Annotated in this window: 22 protein-coding genes and 1 other RNA gene; 4 read left to right on the top strand and 19 right to left on the bottom strand. The window is 63.7% G+C overall.

Annotation, left to right across the window (positions count from 1 at the left end):
* Positions 1-10 precede the first annotated feature (10 nt).
* A complete protein-coding gene (locus GAU_RS05755; protein WP_012682617.1) occupies positions 11-2,488 on the top strand; it encodes a putative bifunctional diguanylate cyclase/phosphodiesterase in 2,478 nt (825 codons plus the stop codon).
* Positions 2,489-2,509: 21 nt separating this feature from the next.
* Here GAU_RS05755 and GAU_RS05750 read toward each other — a convergent pair whose 3' ends face one another.
* The 9 genes from GAU_RS05750 to GAU_RS20500 form a co-directional block, all read right to left on the bottom strand.
* A complete protein-coding gene (locus tag GAU_RS05750; protein WP_012682616.1) occupies positions 2,510-3,772 on the bottom strand; it encodes a dicarboxylate/amino acid:cation symporter in 1,263 nt (420 codons plus the stop codon).
* A gap of 39 nt (positions 3,773-3,811) precedes the next feature.
* Positions 3,812-4,186 carry an MmcQ/YjbR family DNA-binding protein gene (locus tag GAU_RS05745; RefSeq protein ID WP_012682615.1) on the bottom strand — a complete coding sequence of 125 codons (375 nt, stop codon included), beginning with the start codon at positions 4,184-4,186 and terminating at the stop codon, positions 3,812-3,814.
* Positions 4,187-4,189: 3 nt separating this feature from the next.
* Positions 4,190-4,705 carry a hypothetical protein gene (locus GAU_RS05740; protein ID WP_169307601.1) on the bottom strand — a complete coding sequence of 172 codons (516 nt, stop codon included), beginning with the start codon at positions 4,703-4,705 and terminating at the stop codon, positions 4,190-4,192.
* Between the two features lie 40 nt (positions 4,706-4,745).
* Positions 4,746-5,885, bottom strand: a complete 1,140-nt coding sequence (locus GAU_RS05735) for a DnaJ C-terminal domain-containing protein (protein WP_012682613.1) — start codon at positions 5,883-5,885, stop codon at positions 4,746-4,748.
* 76 nt (positions 5,886-5,961) lie between these two features.
* Positions 5,962-6,528 carry a nucleotide exchange factor GrpE gene (locus tag GAU_RS05730; protein WP_012682612.1) on the bottom strand — a complete coding sequence of 189 codons (567 nt, stop codon included), beginning with the start codon at positions 6,526-6,528 and terminating at the stop codon, positions 5,962-5,964.
* 101 nt (positions 6,529-6,629) lie between these two features.
* Entirely contained in the window at positions 6,630-7,916 is a 1,287-nt protein-coding gene (locus GAU_RS05725; protein ID WP_012682611.1) for a competence/damage-inducible protein A, read from the bottom strand.
* Between the two features lie 174 nt (positions 7,917-8,090).
* Positions 8,091-8,966: a PEP-CTERM sorting domain-containing protein gene (locus tag GAU_RS05720; RefSeq protein WP_041265301.1), complete on the bottom strand. Its 876-nt coding sequence runs from the start codon at positions 8,964-8,966 to the stop codon at positions 8,091-8,093.
* A 145-nt stretch (positions 8,967-9,111) separates the two neighbouring features.
* Complete coding sequence (locus tag GAU_RS05715; RefSeq protein WP_012682609.1) at positions 9,112-9,900, bottom strand: hypothetical protein; 789 nt, start codon at positions 9,898-9,900, stop codon at positions 9,112-9,114.
* Between the two features lie 78 nt (positions 9,901-9,978).
* A complete protein-coding gene (locus tag GAU_RS20500; protein WP_012682608.1) occupies positions 9,979-10,452 on the bottom strand; it encodes a GbsR/MarR family transcriptional regulator in 474 nt (157 codons plus the stop codon).
* Positions 10,453-10,581: 129 nt separating this feature from the next.
* On the opposite strand from GAU_RS20500, the gene GAU_RS05705 reads away from it, so the two are divergent.
* Entirely contained in the window at positions 10,582-11,388 is an 807-nt protein-coding gene (locus GAU_RS05705) for a carboxypeptidase regulatory-like domain-containing protein (protein WP_012682607.1), read from the top strand.
* 13 nt (positions 11,389-11,401) lie between these two features.
* On the opposite strand, the gene GAU_RS20495 is transcribed toward GAU_RS05705, so the two are convergent.
* From GAU_RS20495 to ffs, 7 genes are all read right to left on the bottom strand, one after another.
* Positions 11,402-12,103, bottom strand: a complete 702-nt coding sequence (locus GAU_RS20495; RefSeq protein ID WP_012682606.1) for a CDP-alcohol phosphatidyltransferase family protein — start codon at positions 12,101-12,103, stop codon at positions 11,402-11,404.
* A gap of 107 nt (positions 12,104-12,210) precedes the next feature.
* Positions 12,211-12,888, bottom strand: a complete 678-nt coding sequence (locus GAU_RS05695; RefSeq protein ID WP_012682605.1) for a GTP-binding protein — start codon at positions 12,886-12,888, stop codon at positions 12,211-12,213.
* A gap of 12 nt (positions 12,889-12,900) precedes the next feature.
* Entirely contained in the window at positions 12,901-13,392 is a 492-nt protein-coding gene (locus GAU_RS05690; protein WP_012682604.1) for a roadblock/LC7 domain-containing protein, read from the bottom strand.
* Positions 13,393-13,770: 378 nt separating this feature from the next.
* Entirely contained in the window at positions 13,771-14,370 is a 600-nt protein-coding gene (recR, locus tag GAU_RS05685) for a recombination mediator RecR (protein WP_012682603.1), read from the bottom strand.
* 38 nt (positions 14,371-14,408) lie between these two features.
* A complete protein-coding gene (locus tag GAU_RS05680; RefSeq protein ID WP_012682602.1) occupies positions 14,409-14,723 on the bottom strand; it encodes a YbaB/EbfC family nucleoid-associated protein in 315 nt (104 codons plus the stop codon).
* A 52-nt stretch (positions 14,724-14,775) separates the two neighbouring features.
* Positions 14,776-16,572: a DNA polymerase III subunit gamma/tau gene (dnaX, locus tag GAU_RS20490; protein ID WP_012682601.1), complete on the bottom strand. Its 1,797-nt coding sequence runs from the start codon at positions 16,570-16,572 to the stop codon at positions 14,776-14,778.
* 115 nt (positions 16,573-16,687) lie between these two features.
* Positions 16,688-16,784, bottom strand: an RNA gene (ffs, locus tag GAU_RS21625) — signal recognition particle sRNA small type.
* A 130-nt stretch (positions 16,785-16,914) separates the two neighbouring features.
* On the opposite strand from ffs, the gene GAU_RS22170 reads away from it, so the two are divergent.
* Entirely contained in the window at positions 16,915-17,265 is a 351-nt protein-coding gene (locus tag GAU_RS22170; RefSeq protein WP_156798921.1) for a hypothetical protein, read from the top strand.
* Positions 17,262-17,999 (top strand): zeta toxin family protein, encoded by a 738-nt coding sequence (locus GAU_RS05670; protein WP_012682600.1) that lies wholly within the window; start codon positions 17,262-17,264, stop codon positions 17,997-17,999. The genes GAU_RS22170 and GAU_RS05670 overlap by 4 nt, the downstream gene beginning before the upstream one ends.
* Positions 18,000-18,048: 49 nt before the next feature.
* On the opposite strand, the gene GAU_RS05665 is transcribed toward GAU_RS05670, so the two are convergent.
* The 3 genes from GAU_RS05665 to GAU_RS05655 are packed head-to-tail and all read right to left on the bottom strand — an operon-like array spanning position 18,049 to position 20,564.
* A complete protein-coding gene (locus GAU_RS05665; RefSeq protein WP_197526049.1) occupies positions 18,049-19,101 on the bottom strand; it encodes a threonine aldolase family protein in 1,053 nt (350 codons plus the stop codon).
* Between the two features lie 7 nt (positions 19,102-19,108).
* Complete coding sequence (locus tag GAU_RS05660) at positions 19,109-20,110, bottom strand: YihY/virulence factor BrkB family protein (RefSeq protein ID WP_012682598.1); 1,002 nt, start codon at positions 20,108-20,110, stop codon at positions 19,109-19,111.
* A complete protein-coding gene (locus GAU_RS05655; protein WP_012682597.1) occupies positions 20,070-20,564 on the bottom strand; it encodes a YtxH domain-containing protein in 495 nt (164 codons plus the stop codon). The genes GAU_RS05660 and GAU_RS05655 overlap by 41 nt, the downstream gene beginning before the upstream one ends.
* Positions 20,565-20,625: the final 61 nt, after the last annotated feature.

Genomic DNA, 20,625 nt, shown 5'->3' with positions numbered 1-20,625 from the left:
GGGCGGCGTCATGCCTGCACACGCCACCTTGGAGATCCCGTCACCGGGCATCGAAAGCGCCGAAGAACTGCGTGAAGCGCTGTTCCGATTGCGTCGGGAGAACGAGCTGCTGGCCCTGGGCGGTGTCCAGGCGCAGACGTTGCTCGATGCCCTCGAGTCGTTGTTGGCCGTTGACGCCAATGACGATCCTTTCGGGCGTGTGTTCATCTCCCTGAGAAAGGTCTTCAGCTTTTCCAGCGCCCTGATGCTCGTCGAGCGCAGGGACGCACCGGGTGATGCCGACGACGCACCTGATCAACTGGAGTGCATCGTCGCCGATCCTCCGCTGCTGCAGGGATCGCGCTGGCCCGTCGACACGCTGTTTCGCAAGGTGATGGACGACAAGGTGATTGCCACCTTCTCGAACGAAACCACGCGGGAATGGTGTCAGGTGGCTGCGGGTGATGATGCGCAGGCAGACTGGGTGCGGGGAGCCATGCAGCAATCCGCGTTGCACCTGCCTGTGCGGGCGCATGATCAGCGCGGCGTGCTGATCCTGCTGCGCGCGCCCGGCGACGGAGGCTTCCAGCGCACCGATGTGACACTGGCGCGTCGATTCTCGCTGCTGGTGTCGCATGCCCTCGCCAGCCGGTCGGCGAACAAGAATGCGGCGGAAGGTCGGCGACTGCGTGAAATCACGCGCCAACTCCGGGCCAGCGAGCAGGCGACGCGACGGAATGCCCAGCTACTGCAGGCGCTCATGGGCGTGCTGCCGGTGGGCGTGGTCGTACAGGATCAGAGCGGCAATCTGCTGCTGGTCAATGACGCCATTGCCCCTACGCTGGGACGCGGGTCGCACACCGATCTCCTGCCCAAAGCCTCGGGCCTGCCCTTCGATTTGCGGGCGGATGATGAGGCCGAGAGCGATCGCCACCTGCGTGCATTCCAGGAGCACCTCGAGAGCGGCGAGCAGCGCTCCGGTGAATACACCGTGTTGCACAATGGTCAGGAGCGCACGCTGCTCGTGACCGGCAAGCCGGTGCGCATCCTGGATGATCCGCTGCTGGTTTCTACGGCACTCGATATCACCGAGCGGAAACTGCTGGAGCGTGACTTGTCACGCCGCGCCTTCCACGATCCGCTCACGGGGTTGCCGAACCGCGTGCGGATGCAGGACATCGTCGCGTCGTCGCTGCGTCGACACACCGACGGGGGCATGTTCGCGCTTGCGTTCATCGATCTCGACAACTTCAAGCAGATCAACGACTACTACAGCCATGCGCTGGGTGACGCCCTGCTCAAGGCGGTCGCCAAGCGCGTCACGCAGCATATTCGCAGTGGCGATACGCTGGCCCGCATCAGCGGCGACGAGTTTCTGCTGTTGATCGATCCGCTGCAGGACGAGTCGGATCTCCCGCCTCTCATCGATCGTGTCATCGAGGCGCTGAAACAGCCCTTCGAAATCGAAGGACACGAGATCATGACCTCGGCGTCGATGGGAGCCAGCATCTATCCGTTGCATGGCGCCACGTACGAAGCGTTGTGTCGCTGCGCGGACGGGGCCATGTATCGCGCCAAGCGCGATCGCAAAGGCAGTGCCACCTACTTCAATGACTCGATGGGGCACGCGCTCACGGCTCGCATGGACACCGAGCAACGGTTGCGCATGGCCATTCGCGATCGCCGCTTCCGGGTCGCGTACCAGGCCAAGTTCGGCATGCGCAATCGGGGCGTGGTGGGATTCGAAGCCCTCGTGCGTTGGGTGGACTCGGATGGCACGGTGCACATGCCGGACTCCTTCATCGAACTGGCCTCCGAACTGGGGTTGCTCGATGCCATCACCGAGTTCGTGGTGGATCAGGTGGCAGAGCACATGCCCATCCTGACAGAACGTTTTGGTCGCGACGTTTCATTCAGCGTCAACATCTCGGCGCGTCAGGCCGGTGATCTGTCGTTCATGACACAGTTCATCGAGCGGCTGCAGGCCCGTGGCATCGCCGATCGCATCATGCTCGAGCTGACCGAAGATGCAGTGCTGGTGACCCATCGTTTCGAACGGGGCGTCCTGCCACAACTGCGAGCTGCCGGCGGCCGCCTGGCCATCGATGATTTTGGCAGCGGCTATTCTTCGCTGGCCATGCTGGCCGACATGACGGTCGACGAAGTGAAGGTCGATCGTTCACTGATCACCGAGATTCATCAGCGCCCCCGCAGTCAGGGCATCCTGCGCGCCATCGAATCGCTCTGCATGGGACTCGGCGCGGACCTCGTGGCCGAAGGCGTGGAAACCGCGGAAGAGCTGGAGTATCTGACGCGCTATACGCGCATCTCCATCGTCCAGGGATTCCACTTCACGCGGCCGATGTTCATCGACGACCTGCTGCAGCAAACAGACCTGCATCCGGTGGCCGATGAATCGGATGACATTCTGCCGTTGCCACGTGGTCAGCAGGACGTGTGGAACGAGCCCCCCGTCGGCCACATCAGCGACGCCAACGATTGGGGTTGAGCCGGTCGTTGACCCGGTCGTTCAACCCGTTGCCGATCCGTCCACCGTGCGTGGCACCGTCATGACCGCCACGAACATGTCGGCCGTGACATTGAGCAGTGTCTTGAACATGTCGGGCAGCGTATCGAGGGCGATCAGGATGCCGATCCCTTCGACCGGCAGACCGACGCTCATGTACAGCGGCACCTGCAGCAGCATCCCCCCGCTGGGAATTCCGGGCGTGCTGAAATTGAGCACCACGCTGGACGCTGCCACGAGCAACAGGCTCGACGTCGACAGATCGATGCCGTACAGCTTTGCGACGAACAGCGCGCCGATAGGCCAGTAGATCGCGCTCGTCAGCTTGAAGACACTGGCGCACAGCGGCAAGACAAAGCCCGTCGCCGTCGGTGGCAGATGCAGCACATCGGTGGCGCCCTTCACCATGGCCGGCAATGCCGCGAGTGAACTGCGCGACCCCATGCCCACCGCCTGCGACGGCAACAGGGCGCGCGCGAAGGCCCGTAGCGGCACACGGCGATTCACGGCAATCACCACGTAAATGCCCGCTGTGGCCACCAGGTGCAGCACGATCAGCACCATGATGTAGAAGCCGATCGCGCCCAGCACCGACGATCCGAGTTTCTGGCCAAGCACCGTGGCCAGCGCAAAAATGCCGAGCCAACCGATCGCCAACATCCAGCGCACCACCACCAACATGGTGTCGGCCATGCCGCGAAAAAACGCGAGCTGCGCCTGTCGTGGCGTGTCGTCCACCCGACCGAGCGCAAACGCGTAGAGCAGCGTGAAGAGCACGACGGGCAGCAACGTGCCATCCGCTGCCGCTTTGATCGGATTGAGTGGAATAAGACTCAACACCCAGGTCCGCAGCGATAGCGCATCCGATGGCGGAATCTCGATCTTTGCCGTGGCCCGCAGCCGTTCCGTGGCCGCAGGATCGAGCTGCAACGATTCGAACCAGATCGGCGAGACAAACGCCGAGAAAGCGGCACATGCAACGAGCAGTGCCAACATCCAGGCAAACGCTTTGGCGCCCACGCGCCCCGTGACCGACAGATCGCCGCCGCCCGCCACACCAACGATCAGCAATGGCACGACGAGCGGAATCACCGTCATGCGCACCGCGTTGATCCATCCCGTGCCGATGATATCCAGCACGGACAGCAATGATGTGGTGAACGCCGACGGCGTGGGTTCATGCGAGAGCAGCATGCCCAGGGCGAGTCCCAGTGCGAGACCCAGCGTGACCTGGACACCCGGCGATCGCAGTGGCGATCGTCTCACGTTCGATGCGAAGGATGGAGCAGCAACCATCGCGCGAACCTACACCCGGTCCCCTTGCCGCGCGAGGAGCGACTTTGGTGCAATCTGGCGATAGCCGTCCTGCAGCAATTCCATCACGTCACGCCACCGCGGACGTTTGTCGAGCCACACCCCCACCCAACCGCTGGGCCCCACATAGGGCGGCACAAAATAGCGCGACGGGTCCGCCTCGATGAGCAATCGCTGATTCTCGGGACGCGCCTTGATCCAGACCGCCGGACGTCCCTGCCCATGATGCGTGTGCGGGCTGGCATACATGGCGAACAACTTGTTCTTCACGCGAAACGTCGGTTCGCCCCACGCCGTCACCTCATGCGCCTCGGCGAGTGCGAGACACACGTCGCGCAGCTTCGGCAGCGGATCCGCGGCCGGCATCAATCAGAACCCGAAGCCAGCCGACCAGATGATCATGTTGCGCCCCTGCGTCGTGCCCGGTGCATCGGTGCCCATGCGGCGATACACACCAATCTCGCCACCCAATCCCAGCAACGGCCACACGTGGACTGAGCCGCCCAGGTAGGTGCGTTTGGCCAGTGCGCCCATCGGATCATTGAAGGTGCGCAGCACACCGCCGGTCACGGCGGTGCCACTGCCAAACGGTCCCAGCGAGCTCGCGAGACCCGTGGAGAAACTGGCACCCCCAAATCCGATTTTTGCCGCGCCCAGAAAACAGAGATCGTGTTTGTCCGACTCACGCACCAGCCCCATACCGTACGACAACGCCCACTTGAGCGGCGCGCCATAGGTGATGCCCCCCATGCACTGCTCGAACTGCCACTCAGGGGCAGAACGCTCGGGGGTGCGTGCATCACTGGGACGCGTGTCCGCTTGTGCGCGCACTATACTCGGCGCGCACAGTGCTGCACACAACAACGCGATTCCCGCTCTCCGCATCGGCCTTCCTCCATGAAGCCCGCGCGAACCACGCACGGGCTCAGTACTTGAGGCCACTCGCCTCGGCAAAATCGCGCATCGCCTTCTCCTGCGCTTCGTTCAGCGCACCGGGAACAGTGATCGTGACCTCGACCAACAGATCACCCTTCGATCCGTCCTTTTCGATCCCCTGCCCCGATACCTTGAACCGCTTTCCGGCCGAGGTGCCGGCTGGAATGCGGATGGCCACCTTCTTGCCATCGAGCGTACGCACACTCACACGGGACCCCAACGTGGCCTGCGCCACATTGATGGGGACCGTGGCAATGAGATCGAGCCCGTCGCGCTTGTAGAAGCGATCCGACTGGACGTCGAACGTGATCACCAGGTCGCCGGCCTGGCCCCCGGCAGCGCCTTTGCCACCTTGGCCACGCAGACGAACCTTGTGCCCCGATTCCGCACCGGACGGGACGCTGATGAGCACCTTGCGACGCACACGTGCTTCTCCCGTACCCCGGCAGGTCGGACAACGTTCGCTCGGGATGCTGCCACGGCCCACGCACACGGGACAGGGCCGGTTCACCGCGAAGCTGCCCTGCCCGAACGAGATGACGCCGCGGCCACTGCACTCCGTACACGGCTTGAGCTGCGCACCAGGCGCCGCACCGTTGCCGTGACACACCGCGCACTCTTCGTTGACCTCGATATCCACTGGCACCTTGCCGCCAGTGGCCGCCACGCGGAACGGGATCTCCACCGTCTGCTCGACGGTCTGACCGCGCTCGGGGCCCTTGTTCCGGGCGCGGGCGCCGGCGCCAAACATCGACGAGAACAGATCACCGAGTCCGCCCAGACCACCAACATCGAAGTCGTTGAATGTGCCCGGACCACCCTGGCCAGGCCCCGTGCCACCAAACCCTGACGGACGGGACGACGGACGCGCCGAGCCGGAATTGAAACCGCCGACGCCACCAAACGCGCCGAGACGACGCATGTCATCGTACTGCTTTCGCTTCTCGGCATCTCCCACGACGTTGTACGCCTCGGAGATTTCCTTGAAGCGATCGGCCGCCTTGGGATCGTTCTGGTTCGCGTCTGGATGGTACTGCTTCGCGAGTCGCCGGTACTGCTTCTTGATCTCATCGGCTGGCGCACTCGATGGGACCCCGAGAACCGCGTAGTAGTCAGTGCCGTTGGCCATGTATGACGGGAGTCGTCACGGAGCACGTGACGACGCGAATGGTTGGTATCACTTCACGTGAGGAGCAACAGCGCCGTCAGGCGCCGGCCCACTGCTTGACGACCACGCGCGCCGGACGGAGCACGAGACCGTTGATGACATAGCCGGCCTGAAAACACGCAGCGACCAGATCGTCTTCTTCCGCTGATGCCGCCGGCGTCGTGGTGACGGCTTCGTGCAGCGTCGGATTGAACGGGTGCCCCGTGGGATCGATCACTTCGAAACCATGGCCAGCCAGCGACTTGAGGATCTTCTTTTCGACCAGGGATACGCCTTCCACGACCGCCTTGGAATCCACGGTGGCCGGGTCGACGTTGGCAAAACGATTCAGGTCGTCGAGAGCGTCGAGAATACCACGCACCAGATCGCCCTGAGAACGCCAGCCTGCTTCCTGACGCTCCTTCACGGCGCGTCGGCGGAAATTCTCGAATTCCGCCGCCAGGCGCAGGTACTTGTCGCGCGATTCATCGAGTTCGCGCTGGCGATCGTCGGCCGTGTCCGTGGACGTGCCTGTCGCGGCTGAATCGGCCGAAGCATCGGCGTTCACCGCGTCGAGGATGGAGTCGAGGGGCGTATCTGCCCCGGTCGCGTTGGGATCAGTCATGGCAGGAAAGTCTTGGCATAGGGGTCCCTACGGTCGGGACCGCTCAAAGTTTACTCAGAGAGTCAGGCACCGTGCGTCCGCACGAAGGATAGCACCCCGCGTCAGCCGCGGGACGTCCATCCGACTGCGTCGTCACCGGCCTCACGCGCAAAGGCGCGGCGAAGCCGGTCGAGGGCCAATTGGGCCGCGCGATACCGGATTTCGAAGCGGTTTCCCGGCAGAAGCGCCCGCACCGCACGGACATCCCCTTCGACATCGACGGCCACCCACACCGTACCCACGGGCTTCTCCGGGGTGCCACCGTCAGGCCCCGCGATACCGGTGATCCCGATGCCGATGCCCGTGCCGAACCGCTGGCGCACCCCCTCGGCCATCGCCCGGGCCACCGGTTCACTCACAGCGCCATGTGCCGCAATCATTTCGGCCGGCACACCGAGTTCGCGCGTCTTGACCTCGTTGGCGTAGGCAATGACACCGCCCTGCACCGTACGACTCGATCCGGGAATCGCGGTCAGACGTTCCCCCAGCATGCCCCCCGTGCAGCTCTCCGCCACGGCGAGCGTGAGATCGCGCATGGCACATTCGCTGAGCATGAGCGCCGCGAGATCGTCATCACCTTCGCCATAGATGAACCGCCCGACCTTCTCCCGCAGCAGCGCGGCGGCCTGTGTGAGCGCTCCTTCGGCATCGCGCGACGGCAGTGACCAGGACGTCAGGCGCAGATCCACCCCATCATTGCCTGGCAGGAAGGCCAGCGGCATGCCGTTGACACCGCGAGCGAGTTCTCCCAAACGATCGGCCAGCGCGGATTCGGCGATATTGGCCGTGCGCAAGGTACGACTGCGAATGACCGGACCGTCCTTCGGCACACGATCGCGCAGGAGCGGCAGGATGGTGTCAGCCAGCATCCCGCGCATTTCGCGGGGAACACCAGGCAACATCACCACCCAGCGTCCGTGGTCATCTTCGAGCCAGATACCCGGGGCCGAACCATGCCGGTTGGCAAGGATGGTGCATCCCTCCGGCACCATGGCCTGCTGGCGGTTGCTCACCGGCAACGTATGCCCAAAACGCGTGAGCCAGCGTTGCTCGAGGTTCGCCAACACCTCGGCGTCCATCACCATGCCCCGACCAAAAATCGATGCGATGGCCGGCTTGGTCATGTCATCGGCCGTAGGCCCCAGCCCGCCGGTGGTGATCACGGCGCCGGTGCGATCAAGCGCTTCACGGACCGCTGCGGCGATCGATTCGGCATCATCGCCACAGGTGGCCCGACGCACGATGCGCACACCGAGTGCCGCAAACTCGCGCGCGAGATGCGCGGCGTTGGTGTCGATGGTGAAACCCAACAGCAGTTCATCGCCGATGGTGACAATTTCTATGTCCATGGCGGAAATATACTGCGGGGAGAGACGGGCTCCCTCAACCGGTCGGCATGCCGGTCTGGGTTGTCATGGGCGCACGCACAAGGACGCCGATGCAAATGCAGGCGCCGATGCCAAAGCGCGGTGCCATGCGAGTTGCATGACACCGCGCCCTGTCCGCGAGTCGTCTGCGGTCTGTTACTTCGCCTGACGCGTGCGACGACGATTCACGGCCAACAGACCAGCAAGCCCCGCCGCCATCAAAGCGTACGTCGAAGGCTCGGGCACCGTGGTGGCCACTTCGAAATTGTACACCTTGGCTTCCGACATGTTGGAGGTCTGGAAGCGCACGTTGTCGACGGCGCCGTTGAAGCCATCGAACCAACCGCTGCCCACACCGACACTGAAGCCGTACACCACAGCGCTCGTCATGATATCGACGCCGCCGCACCCATACGCGCCGGACTGCCAGTCAGCAAACGAGTGCATGTCCACCATGTTGGCGCAGTTGCCAAAACCGAATCGGTTGGCCCACAGCGTCGTGTTCCCCGAAACATCCACCGACTGCCAACTGCCCTCGGGAGCCGGGTTGCCGCTGTCGTAACCGTTGTAGGCTCCTTCATAGATCAGATAACCACCAGCACCGCCCGGCGCACCATCATAGTCGATGTACAAACGGAGTGCGGGATGCTGCACATTGCTGTTGTTGCTCGACGCATCGCGGAACCAGTCATACCCGAAGCTCGTCAAGCTCGACAGTGCAAACGGCACGAATGACGAATTGGCGTTGGTGAACAGGTAGTCGAAGTCGGCCTTGGAGTTCCCGCTCGCAGGAAGCGAGAACTCGAGAGCACCATTGCCACTGCGGGTGTAGGTGTTGGTGATGCCCACCGCGCCACCATTGCGCACGTTGCGGGCACACCACTCACCGTTGGCAGCACAGGACGCATCGTTGACATTGATGCCGGCCGGCTCGGTGAACATGGTTCCACTACCGGTGACAACAACCGTCTGCGCACCCGCTACTGCCGAGCTCGCGAGGAAGACCAGACCGGCCAATACTGCTCGTTTCATGCACCACTCCTTGAGGGAAGAGCTCTTCGTCATCGAAGATGTGGCGCACAAGCTCCCTTTCTTCGATGATGGCAACAACTTGGACCCTGGGCCTAGAGCGGCCGCGCTACACATGTGCAGCATGAACTCGGCACCAGCATGCGCGTCACCTCGTGATGGATTCATTGCGTTGCCGCCCCCACAACGCCGTCACAGGCAATGGGCCATCACCAAGCTCTGCTGTTTGCCATTCATAGTCACCATCTGAACTATTCGTCGCCAACCGCTCGAGCTCTTCCGGTGTGTAGGTCCGCAAACAGGACACGATGCCGTCCCACAGGACCACCAGGGGGATGAGCGGAATCAGATAGGTGAACAACACCCGGGACCATTGGAACGGCCGGATCGCCGGCGTCATCAACAGCACCATCAGCGGCGTGAGACAGGTGAACAGCACCGCACGCACACTGCGATGTGTGGCTTCGAAGGCGAGAAACGGCTCACCGGCATTGGCCGCATCGCGCAGCATGCGTCGTATGTCGTCTTCGCGAAAATGATGCAACGCCGAGAACATGGTGCGGGCGCCGTGCAGGGTGGGTGGCACGGCACGCGCATCGACCGGATCCACATGACCTTGCACCTGCCCGTGTGTGTGCGTGGTCGTGCGCTGAAAGGCGGTCGTGTTGGGCCGCCAGTCGGTGAGTGTCACCGTGGGATGGATCCCTCCCGCATGCAACACCGGGAGCAACGATTGCCAGGGCCCACCGCCACCGGCCGCGAGGTCGATGATCGCATCGCGTCCCGATTCACGCAGCACACGTGCCAACACCGGCGCGGCAGGGGCATACACACGCCCGGCGTCGATGGCATGCTGCAGATAGTCGGTGACACCCTCGCGCACGATGCGTGGGCACCAGGACTGATCGGCGATCTCGAAAAACTGTATGCGGCGCATGAGTCTCCCGTTTCTATGTTTCTGATATTTCTGAATTATCAGAAATATAGAATCAAACGAGCACCCGACACCACTCCCCTAGCCGCGCGGGCGGCGGCCTCCGGGCCACGCGCCGGCCATGCCGGCCAGCCATTCCGCGGCGTGACCAAAGAACTGTTCCAGCGGACGGAGGCGCTGCGCCGCCGGTTTGAGCGACGCCGGGAGCGCGCTACGGCATTCCCTGACCAGCGTCCGCATACGATTCGCCCGCATGACACTCGCCTGCAGCATGGGCACGAAGGGATCGTCATGCAGGCGAAAACGATCGGTGCGTTCACCGGGCATCCGCGTGCGGTGCACCACGCCCAGGGACTCCAGGAGCCGCACGGTGGTGCTCACGTTGCTGCGACTGATCTGCAGACGTTCCGAAAGCTCTTCGGCCGTGAAGGGCCCGCCGTCCACAAAAAACAGCCCGAGCATGCGTCCGGCCGGGCGCGGCAATCCCTCCGGCTCCATCATGGCACTGAAGCGGTCGAGGAACTCCACGACGGCGGGGTGTTGGCTGGCGCGCATATGTCGAAGTTGGCCGATCGCGGGAGGCAATCAAGGGCCGTCGGTCGAGAATGGGCACTGGGCGTGGCGTCGTGACGCGCTGACCGTAGTTTCCCGAAGAAACCGTGAGGCAATGACCACGAGGGCCTGATGTGGACTGACGGGTGCAAATCGATAGCCGTGGCGGCACTGTTGGTCCTGGCCATACTCACCACCTCTACCGCGAAGGTGGAGGCTCAGACGGCGAGTCGCGTGGCCTTGCTGGGAACGGTGCTTGCCGAGCAGGGCGAGCGACCGATCGCGGGCGCCCAAGTAGAGCTCGTGGGCAATGGGAACATGACCACCACGGACTCCTCGGGAGTCTTCGCGCTGTGGGATATCCTCCCAGGGCGCTATCGACTGCTGATCCGTGCCCTTGGGTTTGCCCCGCTCGATATACCGCTCGTGGTGCCCGACGATGGGCTGGATGCGCTGGAGGTTCTGTTGCCTCCGACGCTCGGCCGGGTGGAGGTCAAAGCCGGAGGAGTGCCCCGCGAAGCGCACCTGAGGGGATTCGACCAAAGGCGACGATGGGGCTGGGGTCGCTTCATGGATTCGACCAGGCTGCATGCCTACGGTCCGATGCAATGGGCGACACAGTTGACCACCAACACGCCATTTTTGCGAATCGTGCGTTTCGAATCGATCTACGGCTCGGGCTACACCTTTGCCGGTAGACGACGTGGTGCGATCAGTCTTCGCGGCGACGTTCGTTCGGAATGTTATCCGCACATCATTGTCGACAATGTGGTGATGTACGCAAACGGGATTGGTGAATCGCCCTTGGACATCGGCTTCCTGACCGGCGGTCCACCCGTGGTGGCGTCCGAGTACTACTCGGCCGCGCAGGTGCCTGCTGAATTCGACAAAGGCGGTCAGGCCGTGTGTGGTGCGCTGGTGCTGTGGACGCAGCGATGAAGGGCGCCCCGGCCTAGGCCAGGCGCATCACCTGTGAGCCATAGCGGCGCAGATACAACCACAGGCTGTACATGGTGAGCGCAACCGCACCGATCATGCTGGTCACCCCCACAAAACCATTGAACCACGCGAACGCCTGCCAGGTGGCGTCCTGCTCCCACCCTTCACGCACGGCCAGCGTCAGCGCAAAGAACCAGAAGTAGGCCGCCCCCAGCCAGATGCTCTGAAAGGTGGTTTTCCACTTGGCCGGCCCGATGGCGCTGATCACCAGACCGCGCCGCGCCGCGACCTGCCGAAAAAGCGTCATGAAGGCTTCGCGTCCCAGCACCACCAGCACGATCCAGAGCGGCAGCGACACATGACCAAAGGGTGTCGCAAACAGGAACGGTGCGACATCGACACTGGCACTGACACCACTGTTGATCGGGAAAGCAGCGTCGGGCACGATGAACTGCGGATGCCGCTGCAGGAAGTACATCGGCACCAGCGTGGCCACGAGCAGCAACTTGTCGGCGAGCGGATCGAGCAGGCGGCCCAGATCCGTGACCATGTTGTGCTGCCGCGCGAGATGACCGTCCCAATAGTCGGTGATCGCGGCGACCAGGAACAGCACAAAGGCCATCAGGCGGGCCGTCCACGACGTGGTGAACGGCAGCCACGCAATCAGAGGCGTCAGGGCGATGCGGCCGACGGTGATCGCGTTGGGAAGGTTCACGTGCGCGGGACTCTCGGAGGGCGGACAGTGTCCGTAGAACAGCGTCCCGTAGGACCTGCCCGAAGGACGGTGCCCGCGTCACCCACCCCGTCCGCGCGACGGGACGATCAGGCGAGTGTCTTGAGCACCAGCTTGGAGACAGCCTTCAGGGTATCGAAGACACCGTCACCGGTGACCGCAACCCCTTCGAAATACGGCACACGCTCCACCCACTCCCCGGTTGGCAACTGGTTCACCAGATACTCACCCGGTCGGAACGGATCAGCCATCGGACGCATCCGCGTGGGATCCGTGATCTCCCACCCCGGGTTGAGCATGGTCTGCAGCTCTTCCAGCGGTGCCGCGTTGGGGAGATCGCGCTTGTTGTACTGAATCACGAACGGCATGCGGGTCAGATCATACCCGTAGGCCGCCATGTTGTCGTACAGGTTCTGCATGGACTCGAGATTGGCTTCTGCCCGCTCCGCCTGCGAGTCGGCCACAAACACCACTCCATCCACACCCTTCAAGATGAGCTTTCGACTCGCATTGTAGTAGACCTGACCCGGCACCGTATAGAGGTGAAATCGGGTGCGGAATCCGCGGATCGTACCCAGATCGACCGGCAGGAAGTCGAAAAAGAGGGTGCGCTCGGTTTCGGTGGCGAGCGAGATGAGCTTGCCGCGGGTGCTGGGCGAGACCTTGCCATAGACGTACTCGAGATTGGTGGTCTTGCCACCAAGCCCCGGCCCATAGAACACGATCTTGCAGTTGATCTCGCGGGACGCATAGTTGATCATCGACATCGCTGCGCGTCCTTACTGAAAAAGTCGGTCGATCTCGTCTTCGGCCCCAGCCAGGAACCCCGGCGGCGCGGCCGCCTCTGCCGACGCGCCACGCGCAAAGACCCCTTCAAACGTGCGGGTCAGCTCTTCCACCGCACTCTTCATGCGGAGCCGCACCAGGCCCAACGTGGTGCGATTGTCGAAGAGCACCACGAGGATCACCCGCCGCGCGATGTCGGCCAGGTACATCGACTCGCGTTCTCCCTGATGGAACAGGACGCTGAAGTCGCTCTCACCAATCAGGCGCGCCAACTGATCATTGGCGCTGAAATCGGCCGCCGTGAGCGTGGCAAACGCGGTGGCGTCGAAATTGGGGGGTTCGCCCACCGTCGCCACAAGCTGACCGCTCCGGTCGACCAGCAGGGCGCAGCGCGCCTTGGCGTCGTACAGGAACCGCTGAAGCGTGATCGTGATAGCCCCGAAATCGTCCTCGGTGAACGACCAGGTGGCGGCGCCAATAGGCATGTACAAAATGGGCGAAAGACTCAGGCAGTGATCGCCGAGGCGACCGTCACGCAGGTGACCGCGTCACAGGCCCGGCACCACGGGGGCCCAAGCCCCCGCGCTAAGAACGTAACAGTCGCTCGGTGCGTCGCAGAACCCTTTGGGCCCGACGCCGCAGCAGCGGATGCGACTCCCAGGCCAGATAGTCCCGGAGTAGCCTCGCACTATCAACGCTCGGGTGGGCGCGAAGGTAACCGAGTGCCGCCAATCGCTTGCGTGGAGCCGGGTGAAAGAGGGATCGCCGGTGCCGGTGGAGCTGCACGCTCCACCCCAGCACCCCTACCGCCGCCCCGATGACCACGCTGGCCAGCACCCACCCCACCGTCTTGGAACGCCCCATCACATCTCCCGCCGGGCCGCGATCGCCTGGGCGATCGTCACACCATCGGCATATTCAAGGTCTCCGCCCACGGGCAACCCGCGGGCGATCCGGGTCACCCGGATCGCATGGCTCGACGCAGAGCCTGCCAGTTGACGCTGCACATAGAGCGCCGTGGCCTCCCCTTCCAGCGAGGGGTTGGTGGCCAGGATCACTTCCCGTACCCCCTCGGCCTCGAGGCGAGCCAGCAGGTCCGCCACATGCAGGTCGTCCGGGCCTACGCCATCCAATGGCGACAGGCGCCCGCCCAGCACGTGGTACAGACCCCGGAATTCCCCGGCCCGCTCGATGGACGCAATGTCACTGGCCTGTTCCACCACACAGAGCGTGGCCGCATCCCGGCGCGGATCGGCGCACAGATGGCACAGGGTGGACTCGGTGAGGTTGTGGCACCGCTCACAGCTACGCACACGCTCGGTGAGTGCCACCAATGCGTCCGCCAGATTCCGGCATTGGGACGCCGGCTGCCGCAGCAAATGATACGTCAGCCGTAGGGCGGTCTTCCGACCAATGCCCGGCAGACGCGCCAGTTCGTTCGTGAGTTCGTCGATGACCGACATGGCCTACCCGCTCAACCCAAAGACGGCAACGCGGCGACTCAGAACGGCAGCTTGAAGGGGAGGTCGATTCCCCCGGTCACTTTCTGCAGCTCCATCTGCATGGCATCGGCGGCCTTCTTCTGAGCTTCGGCCACCGCCACCACGATGAGATCCTCGAGCATCTCGATATCACCCGGGTTCACCACCGAGGCATCGAGCTTGATGCGCTTGAGCTGCATCTTGCCATCGACGTCAGCCGTGACCAAGCCACCGCCGGCCAGCGCACTGAAGGTGCGCTGCGACATCTCTTCCTGCATGGTCTGCATGCGTCCCTGCATGTCCTTGAACTGGCCCAGCATCTTGAAAAGATCCATAACAAACAGCGGTGATGGGTTTGGGGAGCGTGTTCGGAGCGAACGACGGGAATCAGTCGAGCAGTTCGAGGTCGAGCGCCTTCACGGCGGCATCGAGCAACGGACTGCGAGAGGCGATCTGTTCGGTGCGCTGGCGCTGCACATCGTGTGCGGTCATACGCACGGTGGTGTCACGCGCCGGTTTGTCGCTGATGGTCGGGGTGTAGGGCTTGAAGGCCACCGCCGACACACCGCCCAGGATTCCCTGCACAGCGGCCAACACATCAGCGCGCGAATTTTCCGCTGCCTGGGCAAATGTGTCGTCGAGCGGGTCATACCCCAGCGTGAGCCCACCGTTCGGTGTGATGGTGATCGGCACCAATCGCTCCACGGCCTGTGCGAGCATCCCGCGTCCCTTGGCCCGAATGGCGTCGGCCACGGCGCGCCATTGGTTGAGGACTTGTTCGACCGTGGGGGGCGTGGTGGGCACACGGGGAGCCGCCTGACGATCGGCCCGCTGCGCGGCGGCGGCGGCATCGGCCACCTGCTGCGTCGCCGGTCGCGGCGTGGGCACTGCCTGCGCGAGCACCTGAGCGGCCGCTTGTGTTGATGACACGGCGGGTGCGGGCGCCATCACCGCTGGCGGCGCCGGGGGCAACGCATGCGCCGACGCCACACGAGACTCATGTGCGGCGCGACGCAACGGCGGGTCTTCCCGTCCACCACTGCCGAAGCCCTGCAGCACTTCCTGCAATTCGATCGTGCGATCGAGCAGCGCAAAACGCACCAGCAAGGTTTCGAGCAACAACTGCGGCTGTCCGCTGCGCCGGTACATGGGCTCGAGTTCGAGCAAGGCATGCAACATGCGCAGCAAGTCGTTCGCGGCGAGACGTTGCTTGCGCTCATCGAGCGCGGCCCGCATGCGCTCCGGCAATTCCGGTGGCACACCGCCCAGCGCGATAGCCAGTTGCGCACGCAGCAGGTCACCCAGTCCGGAAAGCACGAGCACAAAATCCACGCCGGCATCGGCCAGACGCTGCACGGTCGCGAAGACGTCGACCGCTCGCCGTTCGGCGACCATGTCGAGCAACGCGAGATACTCGTCGTCGGGAATGAGCCCCAAGGCCGTCTGCACCCGATCAGCCGTGACGGCCGCACTTTCGCCCAGCGACAACACCTGATCGGTGAGCGAGAGCGCATCACGCAAGCCACCGTCGGCCGCACGCGCGATCATACCCAGCGCATCGGCCTCGAAGGCCACCTGCTCTTCGGTCAGCACCGCTGCCAGGCGCTCGCGAATCTCGGCCGGCCCGATGCGCTTGAGATCGAAGCGCTGCAGCCGCGAAAGAATGGGCGCAGCCTGCTGGGCGATCTTCTGCGGCTCGGTGGTGGCGAACACAAACACCACCCGTGGCGGCGGCTCTTCGAGGATCTTGAGCAGCGCGTTCCAGGCTTCGCGCGTGAGCATGTGCGCTTCGTCGACGATGTAGACCTTGTAGCGATCGTCACCCGACGGTGCATACATGGCCCGCTCGCGCAGTTCGCGCGCATCATCGACACCACGATTGGACGCGGCGTCGATCTCCACGACATCGAGGGACGCCGAGCCGCTCCAGATACGCTGGCAGCTACCACAATGTCCGCAGGGCTCGCCCTGCAACTCCGGCTCACCGCGCCGCTCGCAGTTGAGCGCCATGGCCAGCACACGGGCCAACGTGGTCTTGCCGGTGCCGCGCGGACCACACAGCAGATACCCGTGCGCGACGCGACCGCGGGCAATGGCGCCCTTGAGCGTGTTGGCCACGTGGTTCTGCACCGCCACCGTGGCGAAGTTGCGCGGTCGGTATTTCCGGGCGAGAGCGAGCGACATGCTGGCAATCTAGCGAGCCGACGGCAGCCCCGGGCGCCGTCGGCGCGGCGATGAAATGAGGGCAAAAAAAAGCGCGCGGCAGATCCGCTCATCGAGCGAGTCTTACCGCGCGCAGTGCCCCGGGCCTGACGAAGCGACGACAGGATCCACGTACCGCTGCTACCTTCGGGGTCCTGACGGAGTTGGCGGTCTGACGCCCTCCGGGACCCGGGACCCTTGGAAGCTAAGTAGCGGTAGATCGGTTTGGTACTGCCTGCGGAACTCTCATCGCGGCCCTGCCCCTTCTTGTCTGGTGCTCCGCGGAATATGGACAGGCTACCAGCTCATACTAGATTTTCAAGCATGAAGATGCCGAAACCGCGTAAGGGAACACCGAGCAAATCGGCGGCAAACACCGAGGCGATTCCACTGGGAACCTCCATCGACTCCCTTGTAAGCATCAAAGTGGGAGACGTCACAATCACTACCGAACGCGCGCATGAGAGCGTCCGACGACAAAACGTGGCGCGTGGGCAACAAGCTTTGCGGCGCGCCGCAGACGGCATTCGAACTGTGGGCGTGACCATCTCTGAGACACCCGGGATCCCTTTGTATCGGGTCGACCCGCAAGACCCCGATCGCGTTATTCGCCAAACTGGCAACAAGGTCGAATCGGGACAGTTTCTGAACGGCGTCTTTCGAGCGAAGCCATGAAATCTCTGGGGCAGGCGATAGACACACTGCTCCAGGTTCAGAGTCAGGCAAACAAGCCGCTCGCGGTGATACTCGCCGGCCATAACGGCTCGGGAAAGTCGACCATGTGGTACGGTGTGCTTGCGGATTTGCTGCAGATTCCGCTGATCAATGCGGACCGAATGATGATGTCGATTCTTCCCGAGAAGGCCGCAGAGGGCGATCCGTTGCCAGATTGGGCGACATCACTGCGGGACCGCAACGCGGATTGGATGGTTGTGGCGCAAAAGGGCGTGGAGGCTTTTGTGGCGCAGGCACTGGCCAGAACGGTGCCCTTTGCGATGGAGACGGTCTTTTCGCAGTGGATTGTGCAGCCCCATGGCAAAATCGACTCGAAAATTGACCTGATCAGGGCCATGCAAACCCACGGCTATTTCGTGATCCTGATCTTTGTCGGGTTGAGCAGTCATCATTTGTCGATCGGACGAGTGCTGGCTCGCGTGGCCAAAGGCGGTCATGCGGTGGACATTGATAAACTGGAGAGTCGGTTTCCGCGTACCCAGTTCGCTGTGCAACAGGCAGCCCCCATCGCAGACGCAACCATCTTTGTCGACAACAGCAGAAGTCCCGAAGAGGCGTACACAGTGTGCCGAGTCCAGATTGGCACGAAACAGCATTTCGATCTTCGGTGCGATGATGCGCCGCCAGAAATAGCGCAATGGATGGACAAGGCGTGCCCGACAGTGTCGTATTGAATTGTCGATAGCGATCTGAAACAGGTTCGAGAGACCGATCGAAAACCGCTCAATCCAGTCTGGACGTGGTGTCTTCCAGCGCCTTCATGAGTCGGATGCCGTGCTCGCGAATGGCCTCGAGCGGCGCGTCGAGATGGGTCACCGCGCGCACGCGGCGCTCGTGCCAGACGCTGATGCGCACTCCCAGCTCTGCCGCGCGGGCCGCCACATCGGCCGCACGCGGAGTGGGCAAATCGATCATCACGATATTGGTGTCAGGCGCCACCACGGTCGCGCCCCCGGCACCATCCACGATGTCGGCCAGTTCCCGGGCCGCGGCGTGATCGTCGGCCAGACGGTCCAGATGGAATTCGAGTCCATGCAAGGCCGCAGCGGCGAGCACACCACTCTGCCGCATGCCACCACCCAGCCGCTTGCGCACGCGATGTGCCTTCGTGAGGAGATCCGCCGGTCCGACCAGACAGGCGCCCACGGGTGCCCCGAGTCCCTTCGAAAACGACACCATCACCGTATCGGCGCAGCTCGCCAGCTCGGCCAATGAGACGCCACTGGCCACCGACGCGTTCCAGAGCCGCGCCCCATCGAGATGCACGGGCAATCCGGCGCGTCGAGCGACATCGCGGAGCGCTTGCATGTCTGCCAGCGATGTGACGACACCGCCCGCCCCGTTGTGCGTGTTTTCCAGACACACCAGCGAGGCCTCGGGCGCATGAATCGACGGCATGCGCACCGCCGCCTGCAGATCGTCGGCCTGCATCACAGCGCCACGTGCGGTGACCGGTCGGATCTGCACACCACACAGCGCGGCCGCGCCGGCGATTTCCCACTGTACGATATGCGCTTCGGCGTCGATCAGAATCTCGGTGCCCGGCGTCGTGTGCACCCAGACCGCCGCCTGATTGGCCATCGTACCACTGGGAAAAAACAGCGCCCGCTCCTTGCCCAGGAGTTCCGCGACCGTGGCCTCCAGTCGCGCCGTCGTCGGATCGCCTTCCAGCACATCATCGCCAACTTCGGCATCAGCGATGGCGCGGCGCATGGCCGCGGTCGGACGCGTGACGGTGTCACTGCGGAGATCGAGCATGTAGGACGACTGGGACATCGGAGAATCAGGAACGGGGTTTGGGCTTGGTCGTGCTGCTGCTCTGGGCTTTCTGCGTCATCGCAGGCGTCGTGCTGGCAACCCGGTTCACGGTGGCGTGCAACGGCGGCTCTTCGAGCAACGTCAGCTCCCGCTGACGCAGGTCGTAGGCTTGCGCCACTTCGCCACCAATGAGAAACAGGAACGCTGCATAGTATGTCCAGAACACGACGGCCACGATGGCAGCGATGGTGCCGGTATACAGCGAACTGGGGTCGGCATTGCGCACGACGATCGCAAACAGGTGTCGCGCGATTTCGAACAACACGGCCGCCGTCGCGCCGCCCACGAAAGCCACCCGCACCGGCGGCCGGGTTCGGGGCAGTCCACGGTACAGCGCGGAAAACAGGGCGAAGACCAGCAGTACCGCGAGGGCGCGACCGATCAGGTAGGCCAGTCCGCCCATGGCCGACTCCCGCAATCCCACTTCCCGCAGCAGCGTCAGCCCGCGCGTCGTGGCGAGATCGAGATACGCGCTGAATACGACGTACACCACCACGGCCAGCGTGGCGACGGCGGTGGCCAGCAGGTCGAACAGCTTGCCGGCCACAATGCTGCGATCGGAGCCGTCGAACGTGAGCGCAAGCACACTGCGCAACGAGCCGAAGAGGCGCGTGGAGAACCACGCAAAGCCGATCGCGGAGTACAACGTGACGGCGCCGCGTGTTTCGAGCACATCGCTGATGACACCACGCAGGAGCGCATCAGCCGCATTGGATCCGTTGGGGAGTAATCGCCCCACCAACGACGTGACCGTGTCCACCGCTTCGGCTGGCTGGTTGCCCAGCAGAAACGAGAGGCCGCCAATGAGCAGCAGGACAAACGGGACCAGCGCGAGCAGGATATTGAATGCCAGCCCACCCGCGAGGAATGGGACATTGTCCTCCGCGCTCTGTTGCCAGACGCGGCGGGCAATGTCCCACCAGCTCTCAGCCTTCTGTCGGATTCTCGTCAGCGCGCTGGTCCGCATTCGGTGTCAGGTCATCGGCGTGGCGCCGCACCCGATCGTTGTACGCGCGACGGCCGTCCGTATACGCACGCTTGGTGTCCGCCACCGCCTGCTCGAGATCCACCCGAGCCTGCGCGGCGGCTTCACGGCCGGCGTCCACCGCTTCGTTCACCGCATCGACGCGCGTTTGCACCGCCGAACGGGCACGAGTCACCCGATCATCGACCGATGAGCGGGCACGCTCCACCGAATCGGCAACCTTTTCGCCGAATTCGTCTGTGAGGTCGCGCACACGACGACCCGCGCGGCGGGCCTCGCGGGAAATCCGTTCACGCGTCTCCTGACCGCTCGCCGGAGCGAACAGCAGCGCGGCACCGGCACCCACTGCCAGTCCGAGCAGCAACATCCCAATGCCGTTGCTGCTCTCGTCACGCTCGATGACGACTACGCGATCGTCGTCGTATCCACGGGCCATGTTGAAATACCTCCAGGTGGTGACGGCAGCGCCGGCAGTCCGGGGCGGACATCGGCCCAGT

The sequence above is a fragment of the Gemmatimonas aurantiaca T-27 genome, from assembly GCF_000010305.1.
Taxonomy (GTDB): Bacteria; Gemmatimonadota; Gemmatimonadetes; order Gemmatimonadales; family Gemmatimonadaceae; genus Gemmatimonas; species Gemmatimonas aurantiaca.
Note: the sequence above shows the minus strand (reverse complement) of the source record. Positions and strands in the feature narration are given on the sequence as shown.